The 24,918-nt window shown below is 60.2% G+C and carries 21 protein-coding genes and 4 tRNA genes; 5 read left to right on the forward strand and 20 right to left on the reverse strand.

Annotated features, from left to right (window positions below):
* Nucleotides 1-72 precede the first annotated feature (72 nt).
* The 7 genes from AB9L16_RS21965 to rluD form a co-directional block, all read right to left on the reverse strand.
* Nucleotides 73-149: transfer RNA gene (locus AB9L16_RS21965), tRNA-Pro, on the reverse strand.
* A gap of 97 nt (nt 150-246) precedes the next feature.
* Nucleotides 247-322 (reverse strand) — tRNA-Lys (locus AB9L16_RS21970).
* A gap of 5 nt (nt 323-327) precedes the next feature.
* Nucleotides 328-404, reverse strand: a tRNA-Pro gene (locus tag AB9L16_RS21975).
* Between the two features lie 9 nt (nt 405-413).
* A tRNA-Asn gene (locus AB9L16_RS21980) sits at nt 414-489 on the reverse strand.
* A 297-nt stretch (nt 490-786) separates the two neighbouring features.
* Nucleotides 787-3,351 (reverse strand): ATP-dependent chaperone ClpB, encoded by a 2,565-nt coding sequence (gene clpB / locus AB9L16_RS21985; protein ID WP_056790458.1) that lies wholly within the window; start codon nt 3,349-3,351, stop codon nt 787-789.
* Between the two features lie 130 nt (nt 3,352-3,481).
* Nucleotides 3,482-4,204: a peptidoglycan editing factor PgeF gene (gene pgeF, locus AB9L16_RS21990; protein ID WP_095181838.1), complete on the reverse strand. Its 723-nt coding sequence runs from the start codon at nt 4,202-4,204 to the stop codon at nt 3,482-3,484.
* A complete protein-coding gene (gene rluD, locus AB9L16_RS21995; protein ID WP_016773140.1) occupies nt 4,201-5,163 on the reverse strand; it encodes a 23S rRNA pseudouridine(1911/1915/1917) synthase RluD in 963 nt (320 codons plus the stop codon). Before rluD ends, pgeF begins: the two co-directional genes overlap by 4 nt.
* Nucleotides 5,164-5,314: 151 nt before the next feature.
* Between rluD and AB9L16_RS22000 the strand changes: the two genes are divergently transcribed.
* The 4 genes from AB9L16_RS22000 (at nt 5,315) to AB9L16_RS22015 (ending at nt 9,614) form a co-directional block, all read left to right on the forward strand.
* On the forward strand, nt 5,315-6,331 hold the full coding sequence (locus tag AB9L16_RS22000; RefSeq protein WP_375122702.1) for an outer membrane protein assembly factor BamD: 1,017 nt from the start codon (nt 5,315-5,317) through the stop codon (nt 6,329-6,331).
* Between the two features lie 127 nt (nt 6,332-6,458).
* Nucleotides 6,459-6,692, forward strand: a complete 234-nt coding sequence (locus tag AB9L16_RS22005) for a PP0621 family protein (protein ID WP_056790465.1) — start codon at nt 6,459-6,461, stop codon at nt 6,690-6,692.
* Nucleotides 6,682-8,271 carry a PAS domain-containing sensor histidine kinase gene (locus AB9L16_RS22010; RefSeq protein ID WP_305381549.1) on the forward strand — a complete coding sequence of 530 codons (1,590 nt, stop codon included), beginning with the start codon at nt 6,682-6,684 and terminating at the stop codon, nt 8,269-8,271. Before AB9L16_RS22005 ends, AB9L16_RS22010 begins: the two co-directional genes overlap by 11 nt.
* Nucleotides 8,268-9,614 (forward strand): sigma-54-dependent transcriptional regulator, encoded by a 1,347-nt coding sequence (locus AB9L16_RS22015; RefSeq protein WP_375122703.1) that lies wholly within the window; start codon nt 8,268-8,270, stop codon nt 9,612-9,614. The genes AB9L16_RS22010 and AB9L16_RS22015 overlap by 4 nt, the downstream gene beginning before the upstream one ends.
* Nucleotides 9,615-9,706: 92 nt before the next feature.
* On the opposite strand, the gene thiO is transcribed toward AB9L16_RS22015, so the two are convergent.
* The 7 genes from thiO to AB9L16_RS22050 are packed head-to-tail and all read right to left on the reverse strand — an operon-like array spanning nt 9,707 to nt 16,477.
* Nucleotides 9,707-10,807, reverse strand: coding sequence for a glycine oxidase ThiO (gene thiO / locus AB9L16_RS22020; RefSeq protein ID WP_252878916.1), 1,101 nt, complete (start codon nt 10,805-10,807; stop codon nt 9,707-9,709).
* 57 nt (nt 10,808-10,864) lie between these two features.
* A complete protein-coding gene (locus AB9L16_RS22025) occupies nt 10,865-11,266 on the reverse strand; it encodes a type IV pilin protein (protein ID WP_375122704.1) in 402 nt (133 codons plus the stop codon).
* Between the two features lie 15 nt (nt 11,267-11,281).
* Nucleotides 11,282-14,371 carry a pilus assembly protein gene (locus AB9L16_RS22030; RefSeq protein WP_375122705.1) on the reverse strand — a complete coding sequence of 1,030 codons (3,090 nt, stop codon included), beginning with the start codon at nt 14,369-14,371 and terminating at the stop codon, nt 11,282-11,284.
* Nucleotides 14,358-14,837, reverse strand: a complete 480-nt coding sequence (locus AB9L16_RS22035; RefSeq protein WP_095181844.1) for a PilX N-terminal domain-containing pilus assembly protein — start codon at nt 14,835-14,837, stop codon at nt 14,358-14,360. Before AB9L16_RS22035 ends, AB9L16_RS22030 begins: the two co-directional genes overlap by 14 nt.
* Before the next feature lie 10 nt (nt 14,838-14,847).
* Nucleotides 14,848-15,561 carry a PilW family protein gene (locus AB9L16_RS22040; RefSeq protein WP_281120872.1) on the reverse strand — a complete coding sequence of 238 codons (714 nt, stop codon included), beginning with the start codon at nt 15,559-15,561 and terminating at the stop codon, nt 14,848-14,850.
* On the reverse strand, nt 15,558-16,007 hold the full coding sequence (pilV, locus tag AB9L16_RS22045; RefSeq protein ID WP_024014356.1) for a type IV pilus modification protein PilV: 450 nt from the start codon (nt 16,005-16,007) through the stop codon (nt 15,558-15,560). Before pilV ends, AB9L16_RS22040 begins: the two co-directional genes overlap by 4 nt.
* Complete coding sequence (locus tag AB9L16_RS22050) at nt 16,004-16,477, reverse strand: GspH/FimT family pseudopilin (protein ID WP_041477800.1); 474 nt, start codon at nt 16,475-16,477, stop codon at nt 16,004-16,006. Before AB9L16_RS22050 ends, pilV begins: the two co-directional genes overlap by 4 nt.
* Before the next feature lie 130 nt (nt 16,478-16,607).
* Between AB9L16_RS22050 and AB9L16_RS22055 the strand changes: the two genes are divergently transcribed.
* Nucleotides 16,608-17,177, forward strand: a complete 570-nt coding sequence (locus AB9L16_RS22055) for a GspH/FimT family pseudopilin (RefSeq protein WP_375122706.1) — start codon at nt 16,608-16,610, stop codon at nt 17,175-17,177.
* On the opposite strand, the gene ispH is transcribed toward AB9L16_RS22055, so the two are convergent.
* From ispH to murJ, 6 genes are all read right to left on the reverse strand, one after another.
* On the reverse strand, nt 17,134-18,078 hold the full coding sequence (gene ispH / locus AB9L16_RS22060) for a 4-hydroxy-3-methylbut-2-enyl diphosphate reductase (protein WP_016773129.1): 945 nt from the start codon (nt 18,076-18,078) through the stop codon (nt 17,134-17,136). The genes AB9L16_RS22055 and ispH overlap by 44 nt on opposite strands.
* 207 nt (nt 18,079-18,285) lie before the next feature.
* Nucleotides 18,286-18,738: an FKBP-type peptidyl-prolyl cis-trans isomerase gene (gene fkpB / locus AB9L16_RS22065; protein ID WP_122698534.1), complete on the reverse strand. Its 453-nt coding sequence runs from the start codon at nt 18,736-18,738 to the stop codon at nt 18,286-18,288.
* A complete protein-coding gene (gene lspA, locus AB9L16_RS22070) occupies nt 18,731-19,243 on the reverse strand; it encodes a signal peptidase II (protein ID WP_150742253.1) in 513 nt (170 codons plus the stop codon). The genes fkpB and lspA overlap by 8 nt, the downstream gene beginning before the upstream one ends.
* Nucleotides 19,236-22,067, reverse strand: coding sequence for an isoleucine--tRNA ligase (gene ileS / locus AB9L16_RS22075; RefSeq protein WP_095181847.1), 2,832 nt, complete (start codon nt 22,065-22,067; stop codon nt 19,236-19,238). Before ileS ends, lspA begins: the two co-directional genes overlap by 8 nt.
* 13 nt (nt 22,068-22,080) lie before the next feature.
* Nucleotides 22,081-23,019, reverse strand: coding sequence for a bifunctional riboflavin kinase/FAD synthetase (ribF, locus tag AB9L16_RS22080; RefSeq protein WP_016773125.1), 939 nt, complete (start codon nt 23,017-23,019; stop codon nt 22,081-22,083).
* 129 nt (nt 23,020-23,148) lie between these two features.
* On the reverse strand, nt 23,149-24,687 hold the full coding sequence (murJ, locus tag AB9L16_RS22085; RefSeq protein WP_016773124.1) for a murein biosynthesis integral membrane protein MurJ: 1,539 nt from the start codon (nt 24,685-24,687) through the stop codon (nt 23,149-23,151).
* Nucleotides 24,688-24,918 lie beyond the last annotated feature (231 nt).

Here is a 24,918-nt window from a genome sequence, read left to right on the forward strand (position 1 = left end):
ACGACTTGAAGGGATTCAGCTTTCGGCAGGCAAAAAAAATCCCCGTATCTTTCGATACGAGGATTTTCAATATGGTCGGGGTAAGGGGATTCGAACTCCTGACATCCTGCTCCCAAAGCAGGCGCGCTACCGGACTGCGCTATACCCCGGTAAAAAAAAGGCGACCTTTCAAAGATCGCCTTCTTCGATCAGCGCTTTTGGCCTCTGATCTTAAGATTCGATCCCAGCGCAAACTGGTTTCAAAAATGGTGGGTCGTGTGGGATTCGAACCTACGACCAATTGGTTAAAAGCCAACTGCTCTACCAACTGAGCTAACGACCCAAAAATGGTCGGGGTAAGGGGATTCGAACTCCTGACATCCTGCTCCCAAAGCAGGCGCGCTACCGGACTGCGCTATACCCCGGTTTGAAATTGGCTCCGTGACCAGGACTCGAACCTGGGACCCAATGATTAACAGTCATTTGCTCTACCGACTGAGCTATCACGGAACTACATATTTCAATTTACAACGGTGAAGCTTTGTTGCATCTCGCCACCCGTTCGCATCGCTGCGTTCGTGTGTCTGAGGCGCGCTATTCTACAACCTAGAACACCTCTGTCAACCCCCTAAATTGCTTTCAAGTTAATGATTTGCAACTTATTTCAGATTCCAACCCGGTGGGTTGAAACGCTGCCGGTGACTGACTGCGGGGCGCACTTTACAAGCCTTTTCCTTTGAGTTCAACAGCCTGGCGAAAAAAAGGCCTCGCAATGCGAGGCCTTCCCGGTTTCATTGCCGCTGAGGCTTAGCCGAAAACGATTTCGTCGTTCTCGACCTTGCCGGTGGCGGTGTCGCCCGGCATGAAATGACCCGACAGGATCAACTGTGCCAGCGGGTTTTCGATCCAGCGCTGGATCGCCCGTTTCAAAGGACGTGCGCCATACACCGGGTCGTAACCGACGGCGATCAGCTTGTCCATCGCCTCCGGGCTCAGCTCCAGCTTCAGCTCGCGCTCCGCCAGGCGGCTGCGCAGGCGGCCCAACTGGATCTCGGTAATGCCGGCGATCTGATCCCGCGCCAGCGGCTCGAAGATCACCACTTCGTCAACGCGGTTGATGAACTCAGGACGGAAGTGCGAGGTCAGCGCGTCCATCACAGCAGCACGCTGCGCCTCACGATCACCGACCAGTTCCTGGATCTGCATCGACCCGAGGTTGGACGTCATCACGATCACCGTGTTGCGGAAGTCCACCGTACGCCCGTGACTGTCGGTCAGACGGCCATCCTCAAGCACTTGCAGGAGGATGTTGAACACATCCGGGTGCGCCTTCTCGACTTCGTCCATGAGGATCACCGAATACGGCTTGCGACGCACCGCTTCGGTCAGGTAACCGCCCTCTTCATAGCCGACGTAGCCTGGTGGCGCACCGATCAGACGAGCCACGGAATGTTTCTCCATGAACTCGGACATGTCGATCCGCACCATCGCCTCTTCAGTATCGAAGAGGAACTCGGCCAAAGCCTTGCACAGCTCGGTTTTACCGACACCGGTCGGGCCGAGGAACATGAACGAGCCGCTCGGCCGATTCGGGTCGGACAGCCCGGCGCGGGAACGCCGCACGGCGTTGGCCACTGCAACGACCGCTTCTTCCTGACCGATTACCCGTTTGTGCAACAGGCTCTCCATCTTCATCAGCTTGTCGCGCTCGCCTTCGAGCATTTTCGACACCGGGATGCCGGTCCACTTCGACACGACTTCGGCAATCTCTTCCTCAGTTACCTTGCTGCGCAGCAACTGGTTTTCGCTCTTGCCGTGCTGGTCGACCATCTGCAGGCTGCGTTCCAGATCCGGGATCACCCCGTACTGCAACTCGGCCATGCGGTTCAGGTCGCCTTTGCGCCGTGCGGCTTCCAGTTCCTGGCGCGACTGTTCGATCTTCTGCTGGATCTGCGCAGAACCCTGCACCTCGGCTTTTTCCGAGTTCCAGATTTCTTCCAGATCCGAGTACTCACGTTCGTGACGCTCGATTTCTTCCTGGAGTTTTTCCAGGCGTTTCTTCGCTGCGTCGTCGCTTTCTTTCTTCAGGGCCTGGGATTCCACTTTCAACTGAATCAGGCGCCGCTCCAGACGATCGAGAACTTCCGGCTTGGAGTCGATTTCCATGCGGATACGGCTGGCGGCCTCGTCGATCAGGTCGATGGCCTTGTCCGGCAGCTGTCGATCCGTGATGTAGCGATGGCTAAGCTTGGCCGCAGCGATGATCGCGCCATCGGTGATCGCCACTTTGTGGTGGACCTCGTAACGCTCCTTGAGGCCACGCAGAATCGCGATGGTGTCTTCTTCGCTCGGCTCGTCCACCAGAACTTTCTGGAAACGCCGCTCGAGCGCCGCGTCCTTCTCTATATATTGGCGGTACTCATTGAGCGTGGTCGCGCCGACGCAGTGCAGCTCGCCGCGAGCCAGCGCAGGCTTGAGCATGTTGCCAGCGTCCATCGAGCCTTCGCCTTTACCGGCGCCGACCATGGTGTGCAGTTCGTCGATGAACAGAATGATCTGCCCTTCCTGCTTCGACAGTTCGTTGAGCAACGATTTCAGGCGCTCTTCGAACTCACCGCGATACTTGGCGCCGGCAATCAGCGCGCCCATGTCCAGCGACAGCAGGCGCTTGCCTTTAAGGCCGTCTGGCACTTCGCCGTTGATGATGCGCTGCGCCAGCCCCTCGGCGATCGCGGTTTTACCCACGCCAGGTTCACCGATCAGCACCGGGTTGTTCTTGGTGCGGCGTTGCAGAACCTGAATGGTGCGGCGGATTTCGTCGTCGCGGCCGATCACCGGATCAAGCTTGCCTTCTTCGGCGCGCTTGGTCAGATCGACGGTGTATTTATCCAGTGCCTGCCGCGACTCTTCGTGGTTGGCGTCATTTACCGCTTCGCCACCACGCAGGTTGTTGATCGCGTTTTCCAAGGCTTTCTTGCTCACGCCTTGGCCGAGCAGCAACTTGCCGAGCTTGCTGTTCTCGTCCATCGCGGCGAGCAGCACCAGTTCGCTGGAAATGAACTGGTCGCCCTTCTGCTGAGCGAGACGGTCAGCCTGATTGAGCAGACGCGCCAGATCCTGCGACATGTTGACGTCGCCGGTCGGGTTCTGGATTTTCGGTAGTTGATCGAGCTCTTTGGTCAGCTCTTTACGCAAGCTGTTGACGTCGAAGCCTACTTGCATCAGCAACGGCTTGATCGAACCGCCCTGCTGTTCAAGCATGGCCTGCATCAAGTGCGCCGGCTCGATGGCCGGATGATCGTGGCCAACCGCCAACGACTGGGCGTCGGACAGGGCCAACTGTAATTTGCTGGTTAAACGGTCAATACGCATGGGTCACCTTCCTTTTGAGCAGGCCGGACCTAAGAAACCATCCTGAATAAAGAAACCTGCCAGATACCACTGTAGATGCGGTCGATTCTGGGAGATTCAAGCGTCGGAGAGTTGATGCAGATCAGAGAGTTTAGCGGGTGAGCCAAACAAGAGAGGCGAAACGACCGGTGCGCGACGCACGGCGATAGGAGAAGAAGCGCGGATCGGTCACGGTGCAGAAACCGCCACCATAAACAGCCGTGACACCCCGTTCAGCCAGACGCAGGCGCGCCAGCAGATAGATATCAGCCATGAACTTGCCGGCATTGTTGCTCGGTACGAACGCTTCTGCTGCTTCAGGCAGTTGATTGATGAAGACTTCCCGTACTTCCGGACCGACTTCAAAGGCTTTGGGGCCAATGGCCGGGCCGAGCCAGACCAGTACCTCGTCAGCAGGAACATCGAGGCTGTCGAGAGTTGCCTCAAGCACGCCCGCCGCCAGACCACGCCAACCGGCATGAGCGGCCGCGACACGCGTGCCGGCACGATCGCAGAACAATGCCGGCAAACAGTCTGCCGTCATCGCCGCGCAGGCAATACCCGGCGTTGCCGTCCAACTGGCATCTGCAGTCGCAACGATGCCCGGATCAGCATGCGCAACGGTGATCCCGTGCACTTGCTGCAACCAGGCAGGCTGTATGGAGAAGTGTTCGGTCAAGCGGCGACGATTTTCGGCCACCGCTTGCGGGCGATCATCGACATGATCGCCCAGATTGAGGCTGTCGAACGGCGCCTCGCTGACACCACCCTCGCGGGTGGTGACACAGGCCCTGACGCTGGCCGGCGCAGGCCAGTCCGGCGTCAGCCAGTTCATCCGACGAAGGCCTCGCGATCCTGCTTGAGCAGGGTCAGCAGCCAGACGAAATCTTCCGGCAGCGGCGATTCCCAGCTCATGCGCTCACCGCTCGTCGGGTGATCGAGTTCAAGGAAGCGCGCGTGCAGCGCCTGACGCGGGAAGTGCTTGAGCGATTCCACCATGGTCGGGTTGGCCGCAGGCGGAATGCGGAAACGCCCGCCATACGCAGGATCGCCGACCAATGGGAAGTTGATGTGCGCCATGTGCACGCGGATCTGGTGGGTCCGACCGGTTTCCAGTTTCACCCGCACGTGGGTGTGCGAACGGAAACGCTCGAGCACGCGGTAATGGCTGACGGCAGGCTTGCCGCCTTCCATCACTGCCATGCGCTGGCGTTGCTGGCCGTGACGACCGATCGGCGCATTGATCTTGCCGCCGGCGGTGACCACGCCGATCACGATGCACTCGTAGATACGGCTGACGCTGCGGCTCTGCAATTGTGCGACCAGCTTGGTCTGCGCCTGAATGGTCTTGGCCACCACCATCAGACCGGTGGTGTCCTTGTCCAGACGATGCACGATACCGGCGCGCGGGACATTGATGATGTCCGGCACATGGTGCAACAAAGCGTTGAGCAGGGTGCCATCGGCGTGACCGGCGGCCGGGTGCACCACCAGGCCCGCAGGCTTGTTGATCACCAGGATGTCGTCGTCTTCATAGACGATGTCGAGCTCGATGTCCTGGGCGATCCACTCGCCCTGGGCTTCCTGCTCGGCAGTCAGCTCAAGGACGGCACCGCCATGCACAATGTCGCGCGGGCGGATCACCGCCCCGTCCACAGTCAGGCGACCTTCTTTGATCCAGGCGGAAAGGCGCGAGCGTGAGTGCTCAGCGAAGAGTTGGGCGGCGACTTGATCGAGGCGTTGGCCGCCCAATTCGGACGGCACCTCTGCGCGAAGTTCAATTTTATCGGACATGCTCGGACTGGGCGTCGGCACAGCCTTTGGTTTCGGCTGCGCGCTTGTGGTTAAATACGGCGTCTTTTGCCCCGAGGCTTTTCAACGGGGCGCTCATCATAACAGGACGGCCCCGCCCAAGACAGCGGCCGTCATAGGGACGCAAGCCGCCATGCAAGTGAAACACCTGCTGCTGATCGCCATCCTCGCATTGACCGCTGCTTGCTCATCGAAGGAAGTCGTAGACGAAAACCTCAGCGAAGCCGAGCTGTATCAGCAGGCTCAGACTGACCTGGACAACAACAGCTACACCAGCGCCACAGCCAAGCTGAAGGCTCTGGAGTCGCGTTATCCGTTCGGTCGCTACGCCGATCAGGCTCAGCTGGAGTTGATCTACGCCAACTACAAGAACGCCGAGCCGGAAGCTGCAAAGTCTGCCGCCGAGCGATTCATTCGTTTGCATCCGCAGCATCCGAACGTGGATTACGCGTACTACCTCAAGGGTCTGACTTCGTTCGACCAGGACGTCGGCCTGCTGGCGCGCTTCCTGCCGCTGGACATGACCAAGCGTGACCCGGGCGCCGCCCGCGACTCGTACAACGAGTTCGCGCAACTGACCAGCCGCTACCCGAACAGCCGCTACGCGCCGGACGCCAAGCAGCGCATGATCTATCTGCGCAACCTGCTGGCCGCCTACGAAATCCACGTCGCTGACTACTACCTGACCCGTCAGGCTTATGTAGCCGCTGCCAACCGTGGCAAGTACGTCGTAGAAAACTTCCAGGAAACCCCATCGGTCGGCGACGGCCTGGCGGTGATGACTGAAGCCTACCAGCGTCTGCACCTCGACGATCTGGCGGCCACCAGCCTGGAAACCCTGAAGCTCAACTATCCGGACCACCCGAGCCTGGAGGATGGCCAGTTCGTGCCACGCGTAGCCGAAGCTGACAACCGTTCGTTCCTGAGCAAAGCGACTTTGGGCCTGATCGAATCGCGTCCACCGCTGCCGCCGGGCGAAACCCGCGCCAACCAGGACGTGCAGAAGCAGTTCCAGGACGCGAAAGATGCGATCCCGAACGAGCTCAAGCCTAAAGACGAGAACGGCGACGTGATCGAAGAGCCAGAACCGGAATCCAGCGACACCGACCGCTCGTGGTTCAACTACATGACCTTCGGCGTGTTCGACTGATCACACCGGCTGTACGAAAAAAGGGAGATCTGCGGATCTCCCTTTTTTATTGCCGCGCTTTAATAGGCTGTGCGCTGATCGGGTCCTTGGCTAAACTGCCGGATCATCAGTCGAAAAGCCGCTCATCATGCTTCGTTTATTGTTCTGGATTGCCCTGATCTTCGCCGCCATCTGGCTCTGGCGCAAATTCAAGGCCCCCGCCTCGTCCGCCCGATCGCCGCGCGAACAGGACGCGCCGCCGATGGTGCGTTGCGCCCACTGCGGCGTGCACCTGCCGCGCGACCGCGCGCTGGGCAACCAGCAACTGTGGTATTGCAGCCAGGCTCATCTCGAGCAAGGCCCGGGCGCCAGTGGTCGCTGAGGCCGTCAACGCCGACCAGAAACAGGCGCAGCGTCTGCTGCGCCTTTATCACCTCTACCGTTTAAGTGTCGGCATCACTCTGGTGTTGCTGATCTCCAGCAACATGGACAACCGCCTGCTGACGTCGGCCAACGACGATCTGCTGCGCGGCGGCAGCTGGCTGTACCTGATCATCAATATGCTGCTGGTGGTGTTCCTCGAAAACACCCGGCGCCCGGCGCAGTTGTTCACCCTGGCCCTCGTCGACGTGCTGCTGTTGTGCGGCCTGTTCTACGCGGCCGGCGGCGTGGCCAGTGCGCTGGGCAATTTGCTGGTGGTCTCGGTGGCGATCAGCAACACCCTGCTGCGCCGACGCATCGGCCTGCTGATTGCCGCCATTGCGGCGATCGGCATTGTCGGCCTGAGTTTTCTGCTGGGACTCAGCCGCCCCTTGAGCGCCAACGCGTACCTGCAAGCCGGCACCCTCGGCGCGCTGTGCTTCGCCGCCTCACTGCTGGTGCAAGGGCTGATTCGTCGCCTCGAAGTCAGCGAGAACCTGGCCGAACAACGCGCCAGCGAAGTGGTCAGCCTAGAGGCGTTGAACGCGTTGATCCTACAACGCATGCGCACGGGGATTCTGGTGCTCGACGAACAACGCCGGGTGCAACTGGCCAATCACAGTGCGCAGAGTCTGCTCGGCCATAGTCACCTGCAAGGTCATTTGATCGACGAATATTCGCCAGCACTCGTCGAGCGCCTGCAACTGTGGCGCAACAACCCGACCTTGCGCCCGCAGAGCCTGAAAATCCCCGGCAATGGCCTTGAGCTGCAACCCAGCTTCATCGCTCTCGAGCAGAGTCCGAACCAGCAGACACTGGTGTTTCTCGAAGACCTGGCGCAAATCACCCAACAAGCCCAGCAACTCAAGCTCGCTGCGCTCGGGCGTTTGACCGCCGGCATCTCCCATGAAATTCGCAATCCACTGGGCGCGATCAGTCATGCCGCGCAGCTGTTGGCCGAGTCCGAGGAACTCGATAGCGCAGATCGACGTCTGACGCAGATTATTCAAGACCACTCCCAGCGCATGAACCGAGTCATCGAAAACGTCCTGCAACTGTCCCGCCGCCAGCAAAGCGCGCCGCAACGGCTGGACCTCAAGCCGTGGCTGGAAGACTTCGTCGGCGAAACCCGCGAGCAGGCCACCGAACGCCAGCACATTCATCTGCGAATCAATTCCGGCGATTTCACCACACTGATGGACCCCAACCAGCTGCGGCAGATTCTCGACAATCTGATCCGCAACGCCTGGCGTCACAGTGCCCAACTGCACGAGCAGGCCGACGTCTGGCTGGCACTGTTCGTCGACCCCGACAGCCAATTGGCAGTGCTCGAAGTGCAGGACAACGGCCCCGGCGTGTCGGCCGATGAACAGGCGCATCTGTTTGAGCCGTTCTTCACTACGAGCAGTCAGGGCACCGGTCTTGGCCTTTATCTGTCCCGTGAGCTGTGCGAAAGCAACCAGGCACGCCTAGACTTCAAATCACGCCAAGGCGGCGGCTGCTTTTGCATCACTTTTGCTCACGGACGGAAACAAAGTTGAATACAAGCCCACGGCAAAAAATTCTAATCGTCGACGACGAACCGGATATCCGCGAGCTCCTGGAAATCACCCTGGGACGGATGAAACTCGAGACCTTCAGCGCACGCAATCTGGGCGAGGCTCAGGCGCTGTTGCAGCGCGAGCACTTTGACCTGTGCCTGACCGACATGCGCCTGCCCGACGGCACCGGGCTGGAGCTGGTGCAACACATTCAGCAACGCGATCCAAACCTGCCAGTGGCGATGATCACTGCGTACGGAAGCCTGGAAACGGCCATCAATGCATTGAAGGCCGGGGCGTTCGATTTCCTCACCAAACCGGTGGAGCTGCCGCGCCTGCGTGAACTGGTCAGCTCGGCGCTGCGCCTGCCGACAGCGGGCGGCTTGAGCACGGCAATCGAGCGACGCTTGCTGGGCGATTCGCCGCCGATGGCCAATCTGCGCAAGCAGATCGACAAGCTCGCACGCAGTCAGGCGCCGGTGTACATCAGTGGTGAATCCGGCAGCGGCAAAGAACTGGTCGCGCGTCTGATTCACGAACAAGGCCCGCGCGCCAGCCAGCCGTTTGTGCCGGTGAACTGCGGGGCAATTCCGTCGGAACTGATGGAAAGCGAATTTTTCGGCCACCGCAAAGGCAGCTTCACCGGTGCCGTCGAAGACAAGCCGGGGCTATTCCAGGCGGCCCATGGCGGCACTCTGTTTCTCGATGAAGTCGCCGACCTGCCGCTGTCGATGCAGGTAAAACTGCTGCGGGCGATTCAGGAAAAAGCCGTGCGCAGCGTCGGCGGCCAGCAAGAAACGGTGGTCGACGTACGCATCCTTTGCGCCACGCACAAAGACCTTGAAGCCGAAGTTTCGGCCGAACGCTTCCGCCAGGATCTGTATTACCGGCTCAACGTCATCGAACTGCGCGTGCCGTCCCTGCGCGAACGCCGCGACGACATCGAGGCGCTTGCCATGCACGTACTCAAGCGCCTGGCCAAAGACACCGGACAACCCGAAGCGCGCCTGCACCCGCAAGCGCTGGAGGCGCTGAAGAACTATCGCTTTCCCGGCAACGTGCGCGAACTGGAGAATGTTCTCGAACGCGCGCACACCTTGTGTGAAAACCGCACGATCGAAGCGCAGGATCTGCGTTTGAGCGAAGGCAATTGCACGGCGGATGGCGCGATGGCCGATCTGACGCAGGTCGACAATCTTGAGGATTATCTGGAGAGCGTCGAGAGGAAGCTGATTTTGCAGGCGCTGGAGGAAACCCGCTGGAACCGCACGGCGGCGGCGCAGCGGTTGAGTCTGTCGTTCAGGTCGATGCGTTATCGGCTGAAGAAATTGGGACTGGATTGAAGGCCCCTTCGCGAGCAGGCTCGCTCCCACATTTGGAATGAGTATTCCTGTGGGAGCGAGCCTGCTCGCGAAGGCGGTCTACCAGCCTCTGACTAAATCCGGCCCTCAGGCGCATACGGCGCCGGATCAATAATCGGCGCCCGCCCCAGCATCACGTCAGCAAACAACTGACACGACGCCGGCGCCAACACCAGCCCGTTGCGGTAATGCCCGCAGTTCAGCCACAACCCCTCGAACCCCGGCACCCGGCCAATAAAGGGAACCCCTTCCGGCGACCCCGGCCGCAGCCCGGCCCAGTGCCCGACCACTTCGGCGTCCGCCAGCGCCGGCAACAATTCGATCGCCGAGGCCTTGAGGCTTTGCAGCGCTAAATCGGTCGGGGTCTTGTCGTAACCTTCGTGCTCCAGCGTGCTGCCGATCAGAATGTGACCGTCGCGACGCGGGATCGCATAACGTCCCTTGGCCAGCACCATGCTCGGCAGGAAATCAGCCGCGCACTTGTAGAGAATCATCTGGCCTTTGACCGGTTCGACCGGCAGCGTCAGGTTCAGCGTCTTGAGCAGATCGCCGCTCCACGCCCCCGCCGTCAGCACAAACTCGTCGCCGCTCATCACCCCAGTGGAGGTTTGCACGCCAACCACGCGCTCGTCCTCGCGGACGAAACCACTGACTTCGCATTGCTCGTGAATCGTCACGTTCGGCAGCGCCAGCAGCGCGGCTTTCAGCGATTTGACCAGCCGTGGATTGCGCACGTTGGCGACATCGGCCATGTAGATCGCTCGGCTGAAACCGCTGCCGAGCACCGGCACCGCGTCATGTGCCGCCGAGATATCCACAGCCCGCAGCGGCCGATTTTCCCGCGCGGCCCAGGCCATGGCTGCGGCTTCATCGTCCAGATCCAACCAATACAGACCAGTGGTGTGCACTTCAGGATCAACCCCAGTGTCAGCAAACAAGCGCTCGCCGAGCTGTGGATAAAAATCCTGCGACCAATGCGCCAGCGCGGTGACTGCCGGACTGTAGCGCCACGGGTATAACGGCGAGACGATGCCGCCGCCAGCCCAGGACGATTCCTGGCCGACATTCGAGCGATCCAGCAGCACCACGCTGCGCACTTCGGAGGCGAGATTGTAGGCAGTGAGCAGGCCAATCACCCCGCCGCCGACAATCACCACTTGCTGTTGCCTGGTCATGTTTGATCCAACCGTAAAAAAGACAGTGGGCGCAAAAGGCGCCCGAAAAAGAATGCGTCAGCGGCCCCAGCAATCCTTGGCGGTCACTCCGGTGGTCGCGCTGTTCATGCTTCGCACGCCGGTGTTGGTCAGGGTGAAATCCCCGCACTTGTCGGTGGCCATGGCCGAGCCGGTTTTACGAATCGCGGTGAGCACAAAGGTCTGGTCGGTCAGCGTCGGGGTGATGGTGTAGAAATCATTGCCCGTGCTCAGTCCGGTGACGCCGGTGTAGACATTGTTGCGGGTGTAGAAGCGTTCGAGGGTCTGCGCCTGCTCCGAGAGCAGCGAGACCACTTCGGCGCGACGGCCCTTCTTCACGTATTCGTTATAGCTGGGGATACTGATGGTGAGGATGATCCCGATAATCGCGATGACGATCATGATCTCGATCAGGGTAAAACCTCGGCTGGTTCTGCGCATGCCTCAAATTCTCGCTTACTGGATTTGTCGCCACATGATACGACGGCTGCCGCCGCCACCCTTTTCCACAATGACCGTGACCGCGCCGCTGGTGTCAGTCGTGCCCTTGCGCTCGCCGTTAGCGGAGATGAAGTTCAGGGTCGGAATGCCGCCGGTAAAAATCACGCCGCTGGATATCGTATCGTTGCTGTCGACCAAACGGTCGCCGGTGGTGTCGATCACGGCGTAGTTGAGCATCTTACCGTTGAACGCATCGAGTTCGACCAACCTGCCCGTACCAAAACTCGAACAAGGGTCGGTGGTATCGACGCTGGCAGTGGTGAAAACAACTCGCCCCAATACAATACTGGCCTGATTGATCACGCGTTCACCGGTCAGCACGTTGTTATACACCAGCGGCAGATACCAGCCTTTCTCTGCCGGATACGTCGTTTCATTCTGGCTGGTGGTCAGAAACTGCCCGGAACTGCCGGAGAACGAGCCGGTAATCGCCTGCGCTTGCAAACTGCTAACGGTGATTTGGCCGGCCCCACCCTCTGCATCCCAGATTGAATAGAACGCCTGCAGATCCTTGTTGGTCTTGTCGGCAGTCTCGTTGAACTTGCCGGTGCCAAAGAACACCTGCTTGCCGCCCTGTGGGTTGTCCGCCAGCAGCGGTTGCGCAGTGATCGGCTGCGTTGCCCCACCCGGGGCTGTAAACAAAGGCTTGCCGGCAAACGCCACGCCCCAGTTTTCTGCCCCGGGTGCGCTCAAGTCGAATTTCCACATACGCCCCTTCAGGTCACCAGCGTAGGCAGCCTGCACCACGTTCGAAGAATTGACCCTGAGTTTTACCGAAGATAGACCGTTGCTGGTTTCCGTGCTGTCGATGACGATTTTCCTGATCAGCGAACCATCCAGCGCATCCAGCACATACAACGCTGCAACCCCCGAATTGCTGCCGTAACCATTGGCGATGAATGTCGCCCAGCGACCATTGGCCAAGCGTGCGACTTCCGGACGGGCGTAGGCGTAACCCAGATCATTGAAAGCATTCGCCGTGTTGGCCGTAGCCGGCGCACTGACTTCCCACAGTGCCTTGATCACGTTGCCTGCCGAGGCATCGAACAGTTGCAGTCCGTAGAAGGTTTTACCACCGGCCCCCGTTCCGCCAATGGCCAGCGTTCTCCAGGTGGTGCCGGCCTGCGCATCGAACACGCCGACCTGACCGTCCACGAGAAACTTGTGGCTGACGCCGTTGACGTAATTGGTATCCGCAATCAGCCGCAACGAAGGCAGCACGCTGGAGGGCATGTAGGCATAACGGCGGGTGCCGTTCGTCGAATTGATCACATTGACGAAACCGTCGTTGGCGTTCACTACCAGACTGGTGTTCATGTTCGCAGCCTTGGTCGTCAGGTAGTTGGTGTAACTGCTGTCACCCGTCAGATCGGATGCGGTCTTGTCTGAAGGCGACGCGAGCACCAGCGGCGAATTGATGATGTCGCCCAGCAGCGCAGTGCGCACTTTGAGCCCGGCCTTGTTGGTCCCCTTGCTCCACTCCACCAGATCATTGCCGTTGATTCCGGCGGGCAACCCCTGATTTAGCGTAGTCTGCTGCGCCGGGGAAAAGTTGAGGAGTGCCAAGGCAATGGGCGTGTTGCTCAAGGTGTTCCATGACTGGAAATTCGGCGCTGTGGCAGAGGGCACGATGGTGGTGTCGGTCGACCATTGCGCCGCCGAGGTATTTACCGTGCCGGTCGAGGTAAAGCCGAACGACCTGATCGTGCCGCGCCAATCCTTGGGATCGTAGGTTGTCTGGTAAAAACTGCTGCCACTGGTCAACGTACTGCTGCTGGCAACACCGGCACCACCGGAGCCGGCCTTGGAAGTGATATCGCTCAATGCCGACGATAACGCCGCATTGAGCCCGGAGCTGTCGGTCGCCTGGTAATACCTGCCCTGCCCATAACTGGCGGCGTCGGACAACATGTCGTTATCCGCCGCGAAACCCACGGTGTAGGTGTTCATGTTCTGCCTGGGAAAATCCACCGCGTTCCAGCTCTTGCCTGCTGCGTCAGTACCGGTCGAACGCATGTCGATGTCGAAGGCGAATTTGGCGATGTCATCCAGATAAAGCGTGTCGCCTTCACCGTCACCGTTGAGGTTGTCGCCATCGTTATTCACGCCATCCCAGTTCGGTAGCCGGCTGCCTCCCAGCGGATCGTTGGTCGGGAAGGTACGGTCATAGGTTGGCAAGCCATCGGTAATCACCACGCCGTAGTTTTTCTGGCAGCGGTATTGAATCGGACTGGTATAGCTCGCCGGCGTGCCGTTGTAGTAAGGCGCCAACCCACGCATGTAGCGCGTGACTTCGTAATAGCTCTCGGCCAATGGCGTGTTGGCCACGGCGTTCAAGCCGTTGATCGATGAGATCAGCGCGTTGTAGTTGGTGTCTGCCTGGGCCTGGGTGACGCTGCCCGCGACGGGTGACAAATCGGTGATTGAGCGAGCGATGAAACCGCCGTTGCCCGGGTTGCTGCTGGTCGCCGGATTGAATGTCGACAGGCCCATGCGCAAAGTGCGGTTGCTGCTCACCAGTGCGGTGGAAACGTTGCGCGCCACGTTCATCCGGTAATCGTTGGGAATCGCCCCCGTAGTGAAGTCGCGGGTGCCGGTGCTGTTGGCGAGGCTGACTATGTAGGAAATGTAATCGGCGGAATACCGAGTGTTCTCGTTGCCTACCGGGTCTGGGAGCTTGAGGCACAACGGCGCCACGCTGTTGTTGTAGAACGCATAGGCGCCTCCCGAGCACCCGGAAGTCGGCAGGCTCGATAGAAACACCGTGTCGCCGGTAATCTGCGGCGCGTTGAGTGCAGAGCACAAGCCGAGGAAGGCATTGCACTGCCGGGCGGGAGTGCGGTTGACGTTCGGGTCGAATCCGGCGGCGTAGATGATGCTGTTCATACTGCCGGAGTCGTCGATCAGCAGCATCACGTTTGGCGCCACCGCAGCCGCGCTCAGCAATGGCGAATCGGAAGGCGTGAAAGCCCAGGCCGGTGCCGCCAGGTAGCAACTCAGCAGCATGCCGATCAGCAGCGACAGGCCGCGCTCAATACTTCGCATAGACACTCTCCACCACGCTACGCGAATTGCCGGCGATGCCGACCGCAGTGACTCGATACAACGTCGCCGAAGTGTTACTTGGTACGTTCACCGCCGTCAGGGTCGTGCCGATGTTCTGCACGCCATAAAAGCCATTACCGGCGGCGATCCAGGTCACCCCGGAGGTCGAATTGAAGCCGGCCGAGCTGACCACTGACGACTCCGCCGGCGGCAGACATTGGGTCGTGCCGCTGCACACCGCCAACGAGTAACTGTCCAGCTGCACCGCACTTTCGCCGATACGCAACGCCGCTTCCGCAGCCTGAAACGATTGATTGCGCAGGCTTACGCTGCCGGCCATTTTCTCTTGCAGGTTGGCGCTCTGCATCGAGGACAAACCGATCAATGTGAGCAACAGCAGAAACACCAGGCTCACCAACAGGACCATGCCGCGCTGGGCCTGACGTTGTTGCAAGGAAATCCTCATCGCCGCCCCCTCATGGCAAGCGGTTGCGCAATGCCGCAACCACGTTGAAGGTTTGATTGCGCACCCGATTGTTCGGGTCGGTGAGGGTCAGGCTCAGGCGCACGCTGCGGATGCGCGCCGGATCGCCGGGGTTGCTGCTGTACGTTGAAGCTGCGACGTCGGTCGCGGAGCTGGCCAGACCGAATGTGACGTTGAAGGCGCTGACGTTGTTCACCAGCACTTGCTGCGCCGGATTGCCGCTGCCAGTGCCCATGAGGATCTGGTTATTGCTGAAGCTGTAGATCAGGCGCCGGATCGGGAACGCGATCTGCCCCGTGGTCGGGCTGCGCAATCCGCTGTAGGCGACCGCGCTGTTGCGACAATCGGAAATCACCGTCCAGGTCGGCGTTCCCCCGCCGCTGCCGACATCGGCGGTGACCATGGTCAGCTTGAGACTGGCGTTATCCCAGTTGATCGGGATGAGTTGCGCAGTGTTGAAATCCCCTGCTGAGCTGGAGTCGACGATGGTGCCGAGGCAGCCGAACATGCCGACCATACGGATTTCCTGAATCATTTTGCTGAGGACGAAGCGCGCATCTTCCTGCATCGCTGCGGCGCTGTTCTGACTGACGTAAGTGTTTTTTGCGGCGATGAAAATCTGTACCACGCCGAGCACGACGATCAGCCCCAAAGCCAGGGCAATCAGCAACTCGATCAGGCCGAAACCACGGCTGGCACGCTTCATGGCGTGGCCACCGGATCGACCGCCGCCCGGCTGGTCAGGACGAAACTGCGCTGGGCACTGGCAGAGTTGGCCGCGCGCGCATCGCTCCAGGTAATGGTGATGGTGTAGACCCGCTGATTGAGGGTGATGCTGCCCGTCGCGGTCGGGCCGCCGAAGTTGGCGATGTTGGTGGTGAAATCGTAGAGATCCTGATCCCGCGCATTACTGAGATTGCCCGAGGTCGGTGGCGTGACGGTGTAGTTGGCGCCGGAATTGGCGCGGATGCGATCCATCATGTCATAGGCGATGAAACTGGCCTGACTGGTCATCCGCGAACTGTCGGTGTACTTCAGCGCATTGAGCTGCACCGCCGCTGCGCCCAACAGCCCGACGGTCAGAATCAGCAACGCGACCAGCACTTCGATCAGCGTCATGCCCTCCTGTGCGTTTTTGCTCCCTGCCCTCATCCGCAATTTCCACCCAGTTGAATGCGTCCGTTCAAACACACGTTCAGCGTCCTGCTTTGCGTGCCCAGCGTGTAACCGATGACCACCGCCGTCGACGGTGCCGCCAGACCGCCGAGGTTGTTGAAATCCAGTGCGGTCACTCCTGAGGGTAGCGTCAGAGTCGCGCCACTGCTCATTGCTGGAACAACCCGCAACACATTGGCCGGATTGCCAGTACTGTCGTAGACCGCCAGTTCACCGGTCCAGACACTGCCGCCAGCGGTCGGACGCAGACGCGTGGTCACGCCGCGATTGATTGCCTCGAGGCGAGCGAAATTGATTGCCCGCTGCAAGTCGCCGACTTCGGTATCCGCCTTGCTGCTCTGGATCGTACGGGTAAAGGCCGGCACCGCCAGCGTGATCAGTATCAGGAACACCGCAATGGCGACCAGCAACTCGACCAGCGTGAAACCTTTTGTACGAAGATCCATCGGTGCCCTCCGTTGCCGTCGGCTATACCTGCTTTTACACGCTAGAACATTCGCTCGGCACGCGCCGACTGATTTGCCCTGCGCGGCGCACGGATTGCGCTGCTCATACCATTCCACGGAGGGATTTTTCATGCCGCAACACGGTTTCAGCCTGATTGAACTGCTTATGGGACTGGCGATTGGCGCAATTGTTCTGCTGCTGGTCAGCCCGGTATTCGCCGCGCTCAAGCAAGCGACTCAGCGCGACCACGCAGCGCAGTCGCTGCTCGAGGGCATCCGCCACGCTCGCACCCTGGCTATGACCCACAATCAAAGTGTGGTGATCCATGGCATTGACGGCGACTGGAGTCAGGGTTGGCGAATCATTCTGGATCTTAGCGGCAAGGGGCCGGAGGACAGCAGCAATCCGCTGCTGGTTGAACGCGCCAGTGAGGCGAAGGTGGCGATTGTCGGCAACTGGTGGGTGAGCCGCTACGTGCGGTTCAGTCATCTGGGACAGCCGCTGATGCCGGGACGGCGATTTCAGGCGGGGACAATACACGTCTGCTCGCCGCGCGAGCCGGTCAGCCAGCGGCAGATCGTGCTGGCGGCAACCGGTCGCGTGCGCCTGAACAGTCAGGAAACCGAGCAGGCGCTGTGCGACAAAGGCAGAAGCGTCAGATCGAACGGACGCGCAGCTCTTTCGGCATCGAGAACGTGATGTTCTCCTCACGGCCAGCCAGCTCGTCGGCACCAGTCGCGCCCCAGGCCTGCAATTGCTGGATCACGCCCCGGACCAGCACTTCCGGTGCGGAGGCGCCAGCGGTAATACCGATGCGCTCGACGCCGTCGAACCAGCTCTGTTGCAGGTCCTCGGCACCGTCGATCAGGTAGGCCGGAGTCGCCATACGCTCAGCCAATTCGCGCAGGCGATTGGAGTTGGAGCTGTTCGGGCTGCCGACCACCAGTACCACGTCGCACTCGTCGGCCAGTTGCTTGACGGCGTCCTGGCGGTTTTGTGTGGCGTAGCAGATGTCGTCCTTGCGCGGGCCACCGATGGCCGGGAAGCGCGTGCGCAGGGCATCAATCACACGGCTGGTGTCGTCCATCGACAAGGTTGTCTGAGTCACGAAAGCGAGTCTTTCCGGATCGCGCACCTGCAATGCGGCCACGTCCTTTTCGTCTTCGACGAGGTAGATCGCGCCGCCGTTGCTGGCATCGTACTGGCCCATGGTGCCTTCAACTTCCGGGTGACCGGCGTGGCCGATCAGGATGCACTCGCGACCGTCGCGGCTGTATTTGGCGACCTCGATGTGCACCTTGGTGACCAGCGGGCAGGTTGCATCGAAGACTTTCAGGCCACGACCTGCAGCTTCGTTGCGCACGGCTTGGGAAACACCGTGGGCGCTGAAGATGACGATCACGTCATCGGGCACCTGATCGAGCTCTTCGACGAAAATCGCGCCACGGCTGCGCAGGTCTTCGACGACGAACTTGTTGTGCACCACTTCATGACGCACATAGATCGGCGGCCCGAAGACTTCCAGGGCGCGGTTGACGATTTCGATCGCCCGGTCCACACCGGCGCAGAAGCCACGGGGGTTGGCGAGTTTGATTTGCATGCTGTGCCTCGTGTCTTGCGCGCGAAAACAATGGAAAACAGACTGTGGGAGACCTGCTTGTTGTGGCGAGGGGATTCATCCCCGCTCGGCTGCTTAGCAGTCGCAGACCGTCAACGGACTTGTCTCAGAATCCGTTGACTGGTCTGGGGGCGCTTCGCACCCCAGCGGGGATAAATCCCCTCGCCACAGAAGCTCACTCCTGCATTTTTAGATCGCTTTGACGGAAATGATTTCCACGTCAAAGGTCAGCGTCTTGCCCGCCAGCGGGTGGTTGAAGTCGACGGTCACTTGCGTGTCATCGAATTCCTTCACCACACCTGGCAATTCAGTATTGGCCGCATCGTTGAAGATCACCAGCAGACCCGGTGACAACTCCATGTCGTTGAACTGCGAACGCGGGATGGTCTGCACGTTCTGCGGGTTCGGCTGACCGAAAGCGTTTTCCGGCTCGACGGTCAGGGTGCGCTTGTCGCCGGCCTTGAAGCCGAACAGTGCGGCTTCGAAGCCCGGCAGCAGGTTGCCATCGCCGACCTTGAACGTCGCCGGGGCCTTGTCGAAGGTACTGTCGACGGTGTCACCGTTTTCCAGGCGCAAGGCAAAGTGCAGGGTGACTTCGGTGTTCTGGCCGATGCGTTGCTCAGTCGATAGCGGTTCAGTCATGAGCGGCCTCTTCGGTTTTCTTCGATTTGAACATGTCCAGTGCCAGCATGATCGCGCCTACGGTGATCGCGCTGTCGGCAATGTTGAACGCCGGGAAATACCAGCGGTTCTGCCAGTGCACCAGAATGAAGTCGATCACATGGCCCAAGGCGATGCGGTCATACAGGTTGCCCAGCGCACCACCCAGCACCAGTGCCAGGGCGACGGCCAGCCAGGTGTCGTTGCGCCCCAAACGCTTGAGCCAGACCACCAGCACGGCACTGACGGCAATGGCGATCAGCGCAAACAGCCAGCGCTGCCAGCCGGAGCTGTCGGCGAGGAAGCTGAACGCAGCGCCGGTGTTGTAGGCCAGCGTCCAGCTGAACAGATCGGGAATGATCACGATCTGCTGGAACATTTCGAGCCTGGCTTCGAAGTAGAACTTGCTGGCCTGGTCAATGACCAGGACCAGCAGGCTCAACCACAGCCAGCTCAGCCGTCCGAAACGGCCAATGGCATCAGGCATAGTGACGAACCTCGCCAGCACCGCTGATGTTGTCGACGCAACGACCGCAGATTTCCGGATGCTCCGGGTTCACGCCGACGTCTTCGCGGCAATGCCAGCACCGCGCGCATTTCGGGAACGCCGATTTGACGATCTTCAGTTTCAGACCGCTGACTTCGGTGGCCACTGCATCGGCCGGAGCCTGAACGAATGGCGCGACGCTGGCAGTCGAGGTGATCAGGACAAAGCGCAGCTCGTTGCTCAGCTTGGCCAGATCGGCGCTCAGCGCCTCTTCGGCAAACAGCGTCACTTCGGCCTGCAGGTTGCCACCGACGGCTTTCGCCGCACGCTGGATTTCCATCTCTTTGTTGACCGCGACTTTCACTTCCATGATGCGATCCCAGTAGGCGCGACCCAGCTCGAAGCCTTCCGGCAGCTCGGTCAGGCCTTCGTACCAGGTGTTGAGCATGACCGACTCGTTACGCTCGCCCGGCAGGTATTGCCACAGCTCGTCGGCAGTGAAGGCGAGGATCGGCGCGATCCAGCGCACCAGCGCTTCAGAGATGTGGAACAGCGCGGTCTGGCACGAGCGCCGGGCCTTGCTGTCGGCACCGGTGGTGTACTGGCGGTCCTTGATGATGTCGAGGTAGAAACCACCCAGCTCCTGCACGCAGAAGTTGTGGATCTTCGAGTACACGTTCCAGAAACGGTATTCGCCGTAGTGCTCTTGCAACTCGCGTTGCAGCAGCAGCGTGCGATCCACCGCCCAGCGATCCAGCGCCAGCATGTCTTCAGCCGGCAGCAGGTCGGTGGCCGGATTGAAACCGGTCAGGTTGGAAAGCAGGAAGCGCGCGGTGTTACGGATACGACGATAGGCATCGGCGCTGCGGGTCAGGATCTGATCCGACACAGCGATTTCGCCAGAGTAGTCGGTCGACGCGACCCAAAGACGCATGATGTCGGCGCCCAGCGTATCGTTGATCTTCTTCGGCTCAATCACGTTTTTCAGCGACTTGGACATCTTGCGGCCGGACTCGTCCACGGTGAAGCCGTGCGTCAGCAGCTCGCGATAAGGCGCGTGGTTGTCGATGGCGCAACCGGTGAGCAAGGACGAGTGGAACCAGCCACGGTGCTGGTCGGAACCTTCCAGGTAGAGGTCGGCACGCGGGCCGCTCTCGTGGCCCATCGGGTGCGAACCGCGCAGGACGTGCCAGTGCGTGGTGCCGGAGTCGAACCAGACGTCAAGGGTGTCGCTGATCTTGTCGTATTGCGGCGCTTCATCGCCCAGCAGTTCGGCGGCGTCGAGTTTGAACCAGGCTTCGATGCCTTCGACTTCAACGCGTTTGGCGACTTCTTCCATCAGCTCGACGGTACGCGGGTGCAGCTCGCCGCTTTCCTTGTTGAGGAAGAACGGGATCGGCACGCCCCAGTTGCGCTGACGCGAGATGCACCAGTCCGGACGGTTGGCGATCATCGAGTGCAGGCGCGCCTGGCCCCAGGCCGGAACGAACTTGGTGTCTTCGATGGCTTTGAGCGAGCGCACGCGCAGGGTGTCGCCGCTGGTTGGCTCCTTGTCCATGCCGATGAACCACTGCGCAGTAGCGCGGTAGATCAGCGGGGTCTTGTGGCGCCAGCAGTGCATGTAGCTGTGTTCGATGACGGTGGTGTGCATCAGCGCACCGACTTCGGTCAGTTTTTCGACGATGGCCGGGTTGGCCTTCCAGATGAACTGGCCGCCGAAGAATTCCAGCGACGGCACGTACACGCCGTTGCTCTGTACCGGGTTGAGGATATCGTCGTTGACCATGCCGTATTTCTTGCAGGTCACGAAGTCGTCCACGCCATAGGCCGGGGCGGAGTGAACCACGCCGGTGCCTGCGCCCAGTTCGACGTAGTCAGCCAGGTACACCGGCGACAGACGATCATAGAACGGGTGACGGAAGTTGATCAGCTCCAGCTCTTTACCGGTGGTGGTGGCGACGACCGAACCTTCCACGCCATAGCGCGCCAGACAGGCTTCGACCAGCTCTTCAGCCAGCACCAGCAGCTTGTCGCCGATATCGACCAGGGCGTAGTTGAATTCCGGGTGCACGTTCAGCGCCTGGTTGGCCGGGATGGTCCACGGGGTGGTGGTCCAGATCACGATCGCAGCAGGTTTGCTCAGCGACGCCAGACCGAAGGCCGCAGCCAGTTTGGCTTCGTCGGCGATCGGGAACGCAACGTCGATGGTCGAGGACTTCTTGTTCTCGTACTCGACTTCCGCTTCAGCCAGAGCCGAACCGCAATCGAAGCACCAGTTCACCGGCTTGAGGCCCTTGAAGACAAAACCACCCTTGACGATTTCGGCGAGGGCGCGGATTTCACCGGCCTCGTTCTTGAAATCCATGGTCTTGTACGGATTGGCGAAGTCGCCCAGCACGCCGAGACGGATGAACTCGGACTTCTGCCCTTCGATCTGCTCGGTGGCGTAGGCACGGCACAGCTCGCGGGTCTTATCCGCGCCGAGGTTCTTGCCGTGGGTCACTTCCACCTTGTGCTCGATCGGCAGGCCGTGGCAGTCCCAGCCCGGGACGTACGGCGCGTCGAAACCCGACAGGGTTTTCGAGCGGATGATCATGTCCTTGAGAATCTTGTTCAGTGCGTGACCGATGTGGATCGTGCCGTTGGCGTACGGAGGGCCGTCGTGCAGGACGAACTTCGGACGATCCTTGCCAATCTCGCGCAACTTTCCGTACAGGCCAATACTGTCCCAGCGCTGCAGGATCTGCGGTTCGCGCTGTGGCAGGCCGGCCTTCATTGGGAAGGCGGTGTCCGGAAGGTTTAGCGTGGCTTTATAGTCGGTCATTTAAGGCTCTTCATTAGCGATGGGCGCTAGGTGCGGCTAGTGCACGGGCGGTGGCGACATCCGCATTGATCGCCGTTTTCAATGCCTCCAGAGAGGCGAAGCGCTGCTCTTCACGCAGCTTTTGGTGGAAAACCACCGTCAAACGCCGGTCATACAGATCGCCGGCAAAATCTAACAGATGGACCTCGAGGTGGGCTTTGCCATCTCCTTGCACCGTGGGGCGCACGCCGATATTGGCGACGCCGGGCCAGGTCTTGCCGTCGATGTCGACATTCACCAGATACACCCCGGTAAACGGCACGCGACGACGCTTGAGTTGAATGTTGGCAGTGGGCGTGCCCAGTTGCCGGGCCAGTTTCTGCCCATGCAGCACGCGACCGGCGATGCGGTACGGACGGCCGAGCAAGCGTTCGGCCAAGGCAAAATCGGCCGCAGCCAAGGCGTTGCGCACCTGCGTGCTGCTGACGCGAATGCCGTCCAGCTCGACGGTTTGCGCCGCTTCGACGGTGAAACCGTGAACCTGCCCGGCCTGCATCAGAAAATCGAAATCGCCGAGGCGGTCGCAACCGAAACGGAAATCGTCACCGACCTCCAGATGCTGCACGCCAAGGCCATCGACCAGAATGGTATCGACGAATTCACTGGCGCTGAGCTTGCTCAGCCGCTGGTTGAAAGCCAGGCACAACACCCGGTCGACGCCTTCAGCGGCCAGCAATTGCAGCTTGTCGCGCAACCGCGCCAGACGTGCCGGTGCGGTATCGGGCGCAAAGAACTCCCGTGGCTGCGGCTCGAAAATCACCACGCAGCTGGGTACGCCCAACTCGAGCGCACGCTCACGCAGCCGGGCCAGGATAGCCTGGTGACCACGGTGAACACCGTCAAAGTTGCCAATAGTGGCGACGCAGCCCCGATGCTGGGGGCGCAAGTTGTGGAGGCCTCGAACCAGCTGCATAACGCGCTTCTTGCTCATAAAGTGGTCGATTATAACCACACCCGACGGCCGACGACAGGCAACACCGTAACGCAAAGTGAACGAGCCGACAAAACCGCCGGCCCATGCCTGCTCATGAAGGCTGAAACCTCAGCTCAAGGCCTTGCGATTGAAGTCGCGCAGACGGAAACCCAACAGCAACAACATACCGAAATAGGCCACCACGCCAGCAACCACCAGCGCGCCCAGGCGCAAGAAGCGCTCAAGCATATGGCCCTCATCCCAGGCGGGCATGAAATGCATGCCGGCCAGCAAGACCGCCGACATCACGGTCACCGCAACGACCAGCTTGAAGCCGAATTTGCCCCAGCCCGGTTGCGGTTGATACATCTTTTGCTTGCGCAGTTGGTAGAACAGCAGCCCGGCGTTCAGGCAAGCACCGGCACTGATCGCCAAGGCAAGGCCGGCGTGGGCCAGCGGCCCGATCAGCGCCAGGTTGAACAACTGCGTGCAGACCAGCGTGAAAATTGCGATTTTCACCGGGGTGCGAATGTTCTGTTGCGCATAAAAGCCCGGCGCCAGCACTTTGATCACGATAATCCCGAGCAGGCCGACCGAATAGGCAATCAGTGCACGCTGGGTCATCTCGGCATCAAAGCCACTGAACTGACCGTACTGGAACAACGAAACAGTCAGCGGCTCGGCAAGAATCCCCAGTGCCAGCGCGCACGGCAACACCAGCACAAAGCACAGGCGCAGCCCCCAATCGAGGATCCGCGAGTATTCGTGGCGATCCTTGCTGGCGTAGGTCTTGGCCAGCGTTGGCAGAAGAATCGTGCCGAGCGCCACGCCCAATACGCCCGACGGCAATTCCATCAAGCGGTCGGCGTAATACATCCACGACACCGAACCTGCGACCAGAAACGAGGCGAAGATGGTGTTGATGATCAGCGAAATCTGACTGACCGACACGCCGAGAATCGCCGGCAGCATCTGCTTCATCACCCGCCACACGCCGCTGTCGCGCAGGTTCAGGCGTGGTAGCACGAGCATGCCGATCTTTTTCAGGTGCGGCAGCTGATACAGCAACTGCGCCAGACCACCTACCAGCACCGCCCAGCCAAGAGCCATGACCGGCGGATCGAAATACGGCGTGAGGAACAGCGAAAACACGATCATGCTGACGTTGAGCAGAGTCGGTACGAAGGCCGGCACCGAGAAGCGGTTCCAGGTATTCAGAATCGCGCCGGCCAGCGACGACAGCGAGATCAGCAATATATAAGGAAAGGTCACCCGCAACAGATCGGAGGTGAGCTGGAATTTTTCCGGGGTATCGGTAAAACCGGGCGCCGTGGCCCAGATCACCCAGGGGGCGGCGATCATGCCCAGTGCAGTCACAACCGCCAACACCAGCGTCAACAGGCCCGATACATAGGCAATGAAGGTGCGCGTCGCCTCTTCGCCCTGCTGGCTTTTATATTCGGCCAGGATCGGCACGAACGCCTGGGAGAAAGCCCCTTCGGCAAAGATGCGCCGCAGCAGGTTGGGCAGTTTGAAAGCAATAAAGAAGGCATCCGTGGCCATCCCGGCGCCGAATGTCCGCGCGATCAGCGTGTCACGAACAAAACCCAGAATCCGGGAAAGCATCGTGATAGAGCTGACGGCGGCCAACGATTTGAGCAGATTCATTGAGAGAGTTTGTGCCTGTCGATAAACAGCAGGCGAACAATGCGCCTACTTGTGCGATACTCCGCGCCGCAACAGCACAGAGCCAAAGCTCGCGAGTTTACAGGTCAAGCGCCGGAAATAAATATCCCGCCTCTTTATACCTACCACTTAGCGGAACGATTCAAGTGCCCTTGACAAGACAAGTCTTCATCGGCATGATTCGCGGCCTATTTTGTTTGCTATTTCCTAAAA

Source organism: Pseudomonas sp. LW8 (genome assembly GCF_041956865.1).
GTDB lineage: Bacteria > Pseudomonadota > Gammaproteobacteria > Pseudomonadales > Pseudomonadaceae > Aquipseudomonas > Aquipseudomonas siliginis.

Excerpts from the sequence above, each read along its gene's own strand:
- AB9L16_RS22035 (WP_095181844.1), bottom strand. The coding sequence starts at position 14,837 with ATGAGGATTTCCTTGCAACAACGTCAGGCCCAGCGCGGCATGGTCCTG.
- clpB (WP_056790458.1), bottom strand. The coding sequence starts at position 3,351 with ATGCGTATTGACCGTTTAACCAGCAAATTACAGTTGGCCCTGTCCGAC.
- AB9L16_RS22050 (WP_041477800.1), bottom strand. The coding sequence starts at position 16,477 with ATGGATCTTCGTACAAAAGGTTTCACGCTGGTCGAGTTGCTGGTCGCC.
- AB9L16_RS22055 (WP_375122706.1), top strand. The coding sequence starts at position 16,608 with ATGCCGCAACACGGTTTCAGCCTGATTGAACTGCTTATGGGACTGGCG.
- AB9L16_RS22000 (WP_375122702.1), top strand. The coding sequence starts at position 5,315 with ATGCAAGTGAAACACCTGCTGCTGATCGCCATCCTCGCATTGACCGCT.
- rluD (WP_016773140.1), bottom strand. The coding sequence starts at position 5,163 with ATGTCCGATAAAATTGAACTTCGCGCAGAGGTGCCGTCCGAATTGGGC.
- AB9L16_RS22005 (WP_056790465.1), top strand. The coding sequence starts at position 6,459 with ATGCTTCGTTTATTGTTCTGGATTGCCCTGATCTTCGCCGCCATCTGG.
- ribF (WP_016773125.1), bottom strand. The coding sequence starts at position 23,019 with ATGCAGCTGGTTCGAGGCCTCCACAACTTGCGCCCCCAGCATCGGGGC.
- thiO (WP_252878916.1), bottom strand. The coding sequence starts at position 10,807 with ATGACCAGGCAACAGCAAGTGGTGATTGTCGGCGGCGGGGTGATTGGC.
- AB9L16_RS22025 (WP_375122704.1), bottom strand. The coding sequence starts at position 11,266 with ATGCGCAGAACCAGCCGAGGTTTTACCCTGATCGAGATCATGATCGTC.
- pilV (WP_024014356.1), bottom strand. The coding sequence starts at position 16,007 with ATGAGGGCAGGGAGCAAAAACGCACAGGAGGGCATGACGCTGATCGAA.
- AB9L16_RS22030 (WP_375122705.1), bottom strand. The coding sequence starts at position 14,371 with ATGCGAAGTATTGAGCGCGGCCTGTCGCTGCTGATCGGCATGCTGCTG.
- ispH (WP_016773129.1), bottom strand. The coding sequence starts at position 18,078 with ATGCAAATCAAACTCGCCAACCCCCGTGGCTTCTGCGCCGGTGTGGAC.
- pgeF (WP_095181838.1), bottom strand. The coding sequence starts at position 4,204 with ATGAACTGGCTGACGCCGGACTGGCCTGCGCCGGCCAGCGTCAGGGCC.
- lspA (WP_150742253.1), bottom strand. The coding sequence starts at position 19,243 with ATGCCTGATGCCATTGGCCGTTTCGGACGGCTGAGCTGGCTGTGGTTG.
- murJ (WP_016773124.1), bottom strand. The coding sequence starts at position 24,687 with ATGAATCTGCTCAAATCGTTGGCCGCCGTCAGCTCTATCACGATGCTT.
- AB9L16_RS22040 (WP_281120872.1), bottom strand. The coding sequence starts at position 15,561 with ATGAAGCGTGCCAGCCGTGGTTTCGGCCTGATCGAGTTGCTGATTGCC.
- ileS (WP_095181847.1), bottom strand. The coding sequence starts at position 22,067 with ATGACCGACTATAAAGCCACGCTAAACCTTCCGGACACCGCCTTCCCA.
- fkpB (WP_122698534.1), bottom strand. The coding sequence starts at position 18,738 with ATGACTGAACCGCTATCGACTGAGCAACGCATCGGCCAGAACACCGAA.